General features: G+C 29.9%; 9 protein-coding genes. 8 read left to right on the forward strand and 1 reads right to left on the reverse strand.

Annotation, left to right across the window (positions count from 1 at the left end):
* Window positions 1-399 precede the first annotated feature (399 nt).
* The gene (locus U9R42_14220; protein ID MEA3497179.1) at window positions 400-1,380 is read right to left on the reverse strand and encodes an aspartate-semialdehyde dehydrogenase; all 981 of its coding nucleotides are present in this window, start codon (window positions 1,378-1,380) and stop codon (window positions 400-402) included.
* 205 nt (window positions 1,381-1,585) lie between these two features.
* Between U9R42_14220 and U9R42_14225 the strand changes: the two genes are divergently transcribed.
* The 8 genes from U9R42_14225 to U9R42_14260 form a co-directional block, all read left to right on the forward strand.
* Window positions 1,586-2,122 (forward strand): hypothetical protein, encoded by a 537-nt coding sequence (locus U9R42_14225; protein MEA3497180.1) that lies wholly within the window; start codon window positions 1,586-1,588, stop codon window positions 2,120-2,122.
* Window positions 2,123-2,181: 59 nt separating this feature from the next.
* A complete protein-coding gene (locus tag U9R42_14230) occupies window positions 2,182-2,322 on the forward strand; it encodes a hypothetical protein (protein ID MEA3497181.1) in 141 nt (46 codons plus the stop codon).
* Between the two features lie 72 nt (window positions 2,323-2,394).
* The gene (gene cas6 / locus U9R42_14235) at window positions 2,395-3,186 is read left to right on the forward strand and encodes a CRISPR-associated endoribonuclease Cas6 (GenBank protein MEA3497182.1); all 792 of its coding nucleotides are present in this window, start codon (window positions 2,395-2,397) and stop codon (window positions 3,184-3,186) included.
* A gap of 174 nt (window positions 3,187-3,360) precedes the next feature.
* Window positions 3,361-4,380: a hypothetical protein gene (locus tag U9R42_14240; GenBank protein MEA3497183.1), complete on the forward strand. Its 1,020-nt coding sequence runs from the start codon at window positions 3,361-3,363 to the stop codon at window positions 4,378-4,380.
* Between the two features lie 8 nt (window positions 4,381-4,388).
* Window positions 4,389-4,919: a hypothetical protein gene (locus U9R42_14245; GenBank protein MEA3497184.1), complete on the forward strand. Its 531-nt coding sequence runs from the start codon at window positions 4,389-4,391 to the stop codon at window positions 4,917-4,919.
* Between the two features lie 161 nt (window positions 4,920-5,080).
* Window positions 5,081-6,073, forward strand: a complete 993-nt coding sequence (locus tag U9R42_14250) for a hypothetical protein (protein ID MEA3497185.1) — start codon at window positions 5,081-5,083, stop codon at window positions 6,071-6,073.
* Between the two features lie 85 nt (window positions 6,074-6,158).
* Window positions 6,159-6,533 carry a hypothetical protein gene (locus U9R42_14255; protein ID MEA3497186.1) on the forward strand — a complete coding sequence of 125 codons (375 nt, stop codon included), beginning with the start codon at window positions 6,159-6,161 and terminating at the stop codon, window positions 6,531-6,533.
* Between the two features lie 29 nt (window positions 6,534-6,562).
* The coding region (locus tag U9R42_14260) for a hypothetical protein (protein ID MEA3497187.1) at window positions 6,563-7,458 on the forward strand (896 nt) is incomplete at its 3' end.

The following is a 7,458-nucleotide window of genomic DNA, read 5'->3' on the forward strand; positions in this document are numbered from 1 at the left end:
GATTCTTAGTGTCTTAGAATATTCGTGGCTAATTATCAATATCTTGCCACAAAGACACCAAGGCACAAAGTTGCACTAAGAAAAAATACATAATATAACAGTCAGATAATAAATATGTTAGCACACAAAATTATTATGCGAAACTTGAGATACTTATTACAATTAAGGGGGCTAAGTTCTATTTATCTCAGCAAATAATGTCGTGCCGATGGCACTTTTGTTTATTTTATCACAGAAGTTACCATAATATCGCTCCTCTGGAGCTTTTTTCAGTACCGTAGGTACGATATTATGGTAAAAATAAACAAAGAAAAGAAGTGCCGTAGGTACGATATTATCACATTAAAATAAAAATGTAATCATTAGAACTTAGCCGAAAATAGTTACAGCACTAACTTCTCAATTATCAATTATCTTTTCCAAAATTTGTACTGCATTAGTGGCTGCTCCTTTTCTCAGATTATCAGAAACTATCCATAAATTTACCGCATTTTTCTTTGAGAAGTCTTTTCGTATCCGCCCAACAAAAACATCATCTTTACCCTCGGCATTTACAGGCATAGGATAAATATTTTCAAATGGCTCATCTTCAACTTTGATTCCTTTTGTATTTTCAAGTATTTGTTTTAGCTCCTTTAAATCAATTTTATTTTTAAACTCAATATTCACACTTTCGGAATGCCCGCCTAAAACCGGAATACGCACAACCGTTGAAGTAATTTTTAGACTATTTATATTCAATATTTTTCTACTTTCCTCTACCAATTTCATTTCCTCAGTTGTATATCCGTTTTCATTAAAATCACCACCATGAGGAATACAGTTTAAATCAATAGGATGAGGATAAAACATTTTTGCTTTCTCGTTTTTTCTTTCTGTCATCAACTGCTCAACCGCCTTTTTGCCCGAGCCTGTTACCGATTGATAAGTAGAAACAACAACTCTCTCTAAAGAATATTTTTTATGCAATGGATACAAAACCGCAACAAGTTGAATTGTTGAGCAATTAGGATTAGCAATTATTTTGTCTTCACTTGTTAAAGCATCTCCATTTATTTCAGGAACAACAAGTTTTATTTTCTCATTCATCCTCCAAGCAGAAGAATTATCAATTACTACTGTTCCTTTTTTCGCAAACTTTGGTGCCCATTCCTTAGAAACAGTCCCTCCTGCTGAAAAAATTGCATAATCAACATTTTTATTTAAAACATCTTCAATACTTTGAACCTCTATCTTTTCTCCTTTGAATTCGATTATTTTGCCCACTGAATGTGAGGACGCACATAAAAACAATTCATCAACTTTAATGTTACGCTCTTCAATTACTTTGAGCATCTTTCTTCCAACCATTCCTGTTGCTCCAACTATTGCTAATTTCATAAATCTCAAATTTTTAGCAAAAATACATAAATCCTAAAAAATGAACAACGAATGCTAATTTTATATTTTCCTATTTTTTCCCTCAGACAAATTTTTAAAACATCTCATCTATTTCTTTGTGGATTTTTTATTAGTTTTGAAGTATGAAAAAAATATAAATTTAAAATGACTAAGAAAATTTAACACTTTTTAAAAAAAATAATTTATGAACCAGAAAACATCAGCAAAGAAATACTTGCAAACAAGATCACACAAATTACCTTATCACGAATGTTTTATTAATAGCGATTGGCAAGAAAAAGGAATGGCAACAATAATGATAAGTAAAAAACAACCAAGTGGGAATTATATTTTTGCATTATACCTCATTGATATATTTTGCTTAGGTTTAAAAAATACGTTTTTCGATTTTAATAAAAAAGAAATGGAGTATGAGGATATTAAAGATAATATACTAGACCATGAAGACATGATTGATATTGAAGTAGATGAAGCTCATAATATAATTTATGGAGCAATTGATTATGCAGAAGATTTGGGTTTTTATCCCCATAAAGATTTTAAAACTACCGAATACTTACTAAATTCTGATTACATTGATAAACGCATTGATGAAATTGAATTTGGTAAAGATGGAAAACCACTATTTATTCAAGGAATTGATGATAATGTACATAAAATATTAAATACATTAAATAAAAACGTAGGCAAAGGAAACTATGACTTTTTTGCTATGGATTAGAGCAAAAAATATACTCATAAAAGAATACCCTCTATCTGAAAAACATATCAAAAAACAAAATGACAAAGAATATATTTTTAAAGGACGGATTTGTAGCTAATGGTATAAAACACTTTGTACTCGGACTTTGTGAAAATGTTGAAATAATTAAACCAACAACTTTGGTAAAACATGTAAAAGCTAAAATTAAATATTTTTAAAAATAATATTACCAAATGATGGAAGTTGACATTTTTATCAATTAATTTTGAGCTTAAATTTTTAAATAGAATATGAGAATAAAAATAACTTTTCAACTATCAGGCAAAAAACAAGTTTTACCATTAAACTATCAATACCCTATAAGTGCATGGATTTACAAAGTTTTTGCACAAGCAGATAAAGAATTTGCATCAAAACTACATGAAGCAGGATACAAATTAGAAAACGGAAAAACATTTAAGTTGTTTACATTCTCACAATTAAAATTCCCGAAACATACATGGAAAATAATTCCTAAAAGCGACCGCATAGAAATTTGGTCACGAAAAGTTTTTTTAACAATAGCCTTTCAATTGCCCGAACAAATGGAAAATTTTGTAATGGGATTGTTTCAAAATCAAAAGGCAAGTATTGGAGATAAAATTTCACAAATTGATATGAAGGTGGAAACCATTGAAGTATTGAAAAACGAAATACCAAACACAGCAACTGTAAAAATCAAACCACTCTCCCCTATCACATTAGGATTATTTGAAGAAAATAAAAAATACGAAACATACATCCTGCCTACACATCCGAAATACAAAGAGCTTTTTCTAAAAAACCTGATAGACAAATACGAAGCAAGCGGAAAAAACAGACTCTATTTGGACGATTTGGATTTTAATGTAGTAAAACTTTATACAAAAACCTCAATGCAAAAAATAAAAGCAAATACAAAAGCAGAAACTAAGGTACGTGCTTATTGGTTCGACTTTGAACTAACAGCTCCAAAAGAATTAATTGAGCTTGGGTTGAATGCAGGATTTGGGAGTATGAATTCGATGGGATTTGGAATGTGTGAGTTGGTTAGACAGGATTAACAATTTTTTTGAGACAGGATTAACAGGATTAACAGGCTTTTTTTAGACAGGATTAACAGGCTTTTTTTAGACAGGATTTACAGGATTTACAGGATTTGATAAAATAAATTTAGCAGAAGAATAAAAAGAACACAAAAAAATAATTTTATATATTAACAAAAAAACATTGAAACTATGGCAAAAAAAATTAACAAAGCAAGTACAAAAAAAGATTTATTGGAAGCTTATAACGAATTACAAGATAAGCTTAACGAAGAATCAAAAGAAGATGTTCAAAAAACTAAAGAACAATCGCAAAAAGCAGAAACTATAAAAACAGCATCGTCTTTATCTCCTGAGAAAATTATTAAAGGCACAGCAAATTTAAAATCAACACTAAACGGCACTTTAGATAATCTTGAGGAAACTCTTACAGAGGAATACAAAAAACTAAGCAATTTGCAAACAGCAATTGACTTTGAAAAAAATAATCTCGAAGAACTTTACGAAATTAAAATTAGTGCCAATTCATTAATAGCATTAGCACAAACTCATCAAGAGAAAATTGAAACTTTTGAAAAAGAATCTCTTGAAACTGAAAATAATTTTAACGCTGAAATAAAAAATAAAAGAGAACAATGGGAAAAAGAAATTAAAAAAACAGAAAACGAAATAAAAGAAAAGAAAGCAGAAAACGAAAAACAAAGAAAAAGAGAAGATGAAGAATACAAATATGAATTAGCCCTGAAAAGGAAAAAAGAAGAAAATACTTATCAAGAAAAGAAAGCTGTGGCAGAAAAACAAATGATTGAAAAACAAACAGAATTTGATAAAGCTATTGCAGAACGTGAATCTAATGTTGCTAAATCGGAAAACGAGCTTGAAGATTTAAGAAAGCAAGTTGACAATTTTCCGTCAGAACTCGAAAAATCTGTGAAAGATACCGAAAAAGCACTTTCTGAAAAACTAAAATCACAGTATGATTTTGAAAAACAACTTGCACAAAAACACGTTGAAGGCGAACTTAATTTAAAAAACCAAACAATAAGCTCACTTCAAGCAAGAATAAAAGAATTAGAAAACAATGTTAAAGAACTAAACACCAAAACTGTAAACGCTGAAACAAGTGTTAAAGATATTGCTATTAAAGCAATTGAAGGTGCTTCGAAACTTAGCATAATTGAAGGTGCAAAAAGAAAAGAGGATAAAGAATAAATTGTATTATGAGTAAAAAAAATATTTTAGAACAATTATCTCCAAGCGATGCATTTGCTGTTTTAAAGCAACTTGCTAAAGAGGATAAAAGCATTCGTGTAAAAATTGAACAACTTGCAAAAGAATATTTGAGCGAAATTGATTTAGATAGTATTGCTGAAGAAGTTTATTCTGAATTGGATAGTCTTTATGTTGAAGACCTTTGGGATAGTTCTGGAAGTACGAGTAATGGTTATATTGAACCACATGAAAGAGCTTTTGAAATGGTAGAAGAAACCATTGAGCCATTTATTGATGAAATGAAAAAATACCGGATATTATCAATGTTTCAAGAAGAAAAAATCTGTTGTATGGGAATACTTAAAGGTCTTTACCGCTTTGAAAAAGAAGCAACATCAGAGTTTAGCGACTGGGCAACAGATGCTCCGGGCGAAAGTTTTTCTTATGCTTTAAGTGAATGGAAAGAAAACAAACAGAATGCCGAAGATTTAAAAGAGATGGAAGAATTTGTTAAGGAAAATTTTGAGAAGTGGGCGTGATATAGACAGGATTAACATGATTTACATTTATAGGTTTTCTTAGACAGGATTAACAGGCTTCTTTGAGACAAGATTAACAGGATTTACAGGATTTGATAAGAATATTTTTAGCAATGGATGATGAAATTAAAACGATTTACTAAATATTAAAAATAGAAAAAATGAAGATTGGAGAATTAAGAACAACAGTAAAAAAACACTCTAAAAAAGAACTGGAATATATTATTGCAGAGCTTTATAAATTGGTGCCAAAAAACAAGAAAGAAATTTACCAGATAGACGACCTAATTGAAAAGCCTGTTAAAACAACTAAGGTGGTTAAGCAAAAGAAAATAAGACAAATTGAAGATATTGCAGAAGATGTGGATATCTTTCATGATAATGCGATAGAACAGAATTATTTGATACCAAATACCATTATTTCCAAAAAGGAACGTCCAAAATGGCGTTTTGTGGTAAAACGCTTGTATAAAGAGATAATTGAAGCTGAAAAAAATGGAAATTCTCCATTACGTTGTGGGCAGGAGTTACAGATTTTATACGAAACGCTTACTTATGCTTGTGGTTATCAGATTTTTTCAACTTACGATTCTTTTGAATCTGTGGGGATAGAGCAAGCTGATTTTTTTGAACAAACAATTAGAATCTATCGACATAGTATGTCTATTGAAGATTTTATTACAAAAGGTATTAATTTAGTTATTGACAATGAACTAAACAGATACACAGTATATAGTGAACTTATGGAGATATTTATTAGCTATTGTCAAACACCTGATATGAAAGAGTTGGCTGTTAAAGAGCTAAAAAGACTGTGGGAAAAGAAAAATAAAGAAGTTGTAAGAGGTAGTTCGTGGAGTACTAATTTATACGACAAAGAAAGAAAACTAAATAACTATACCGAATTTGCTTTTAGATATTATGCCCATTTATTTGATTTTGAGAATGCAATTAAAATTTACAAAACAAAATACATTGAAAAAGACAAGGAAGTAAAACTTTATATTTTAATCAGATTGTTGTTTAAATTTAAGGAAAAGGATTTAATCCATAATGAATTAAAAGTAGCAAGAGATATAAAGCAACGAGATTCTTTGCAAAAAATGTTAAGTTTTATAGAAAAGAATGATAGCTTGCCAAAGTATATTGGTTAGGAATTATAAAATATTGATATGGGATTAAACAAGAATTACCGGATTGGCATAAACAATAATTGCATAAAAATAAATAAATGAAAACATGTGGATAAAAAGCAATCCTAAACCGAAAAAACTTGATAATTTTCAAAAGGCAAAGATATCAAGTGAAGTAGAAAGATTTATAAAGAAATCTAATAAATTGTCGAAAAGTGTAAACCGAATAGAAGTAAAAGCAGGAAGAGTTTATCTCTATCATCTTGTAGAACAATTTGGGTGGGACGACCCTGAGTCAAAATTCATTAAACCCCTGATTGACGGGAAATATGCAGAATTTCCTTATGCTCGTATTACGATTTACGACAGTGAATGTTCACTCGACTGGCAACGGCATAACGAAAAGTGGGCTATAATTTTCACAGGTTCACTACAGGAGTGCCTACAATTTATGGACGAAAATGGTGGATGGTTTGAATAGGAATAAAGTTAATCTTAAATATTGTAATTATGGATTTTAAAGAAATATTCAACAAAGTATCAGAAAAAGAAAAAACTGACTACTTGTTTCAACTTTTAAACAAGGATGATAAATTGAAAAAGAATTTTATTAATAGCATTTCCATTAACTCTGACACAACTAGCAGTAAGACAATCGAAAATCATGAATTTGCTGAGTTAGTAAAAGATTCTTTTGATGAATACATTTCGGATATGGAAAGTTTAAACATGGAAGATACCGATTGGGAAAATTATGTTGCTCCGCATAGTGGATACATTCCTGAATGGGAAGCTGTTCAATATATGGCCGAACAGGAAGCAGATGAATTGTTTGATGGATTAAAAGAATATTTTATTTCTTTACTCTTTAAAAACAAATTAGAAAGTCTGTTAGCCGAATTATTAGCATTCCATTTCGCTTCGAAAGAAGCAGATATAAACGACCCTTATTGTAATTTAGGCGATCCGGCAAACGACTATTTCGTTGAAATGCAAAAAAGTTTTGTTGATTATGCCATTGAAAAAATTTCAATAGCATCAATAAAAGATTCAATATTGATAAACTCGATTAAATTATTTTTCAAGTATTTTGAAACAGAGAAAAAAGATTCAATTGAAGATATTAAAACCTTTGAAGGTTTATTGCTTGCGTTGCTTAATTCTATTGATAACAAAGAAAACATAAAGCAGCTAAGTAATATTACCAAAATTAATAAAAAGTATTTTCCCCGGTATTCATTGCGACTTGAAAAAAGGCTTGGAAACAAAATCAGTTGGCTCGAACATGCAAAGCGGTTTTATTTGCTCGACGAAAAAGTAGGCAACGAATTCTTAGAACATTATTACAAAGAAGATATCGGGAAATATGTATCAACCGCAAAAGAACTTTTTCATAAAGACAAACG

The sequence above is a fragment of the Bacteroidota bacterium genome, from assembly GCA_034723125.1.
GTDB lineage: Bacteria > Bacteroidota > Bacteroidia > CAILMK01 > JAAYUY01 > JAYEOP01.

Coding starts and splice junctions, on each gene's coding strand:
- U9R42_14220 (MEA3497179.1), bottom strand. CDS start 1,380: ATGAAATTAGCAATAGTTGGAGCAACAGGAATGGTTGGAAGAAAGATG.
- U9R42_14255 (MEA3497186.1), top strand. CDS start 6,159: ATGTGGATAAAAAGCAATCCTAAACCGAAAAAACTTGATAATTTTCAA.
- U9R42_14245 (MEA3497184.1), top strand. CDS start 4,389: ATGAGTAAAAAAAATATTTTAGAACAATTATCTCCAAGCGATGCATTT.
- U9R42_14230 (MEA3497181.1), top strand. CDS start 2,182: ATGACAAAGAATATATTTTTAAAGGACGGATTTGTAGCTAATGGTATA.
- cas6 (MEA3497182.1), top strand. CDS start 2,395: ATGAGAATAAAAATAACTTTTCAACTATCAGGCAAAAAACAAGTTTTA.
- U9R42_14240 (MEA3497183.1), top strand. CDS start 3,361: ATGGCAAAAAAAATTAACAAAGCAAGTACAAAAAAAGATTTATTGGAA.
- U9R42_14225 (MEA3497180.1), top strand. CDS start 1,586: ATGAACCAGAAAACATCAGCAAAGAAATACTTGCAAACAAGATCACAC.
- U9R42_14250 (MEA3497185.1), top strand. CDS start 5,081: ATGAAGATTGGAGAATTAAGAACAACAGTAAAAAAACACTCTAAAAAA.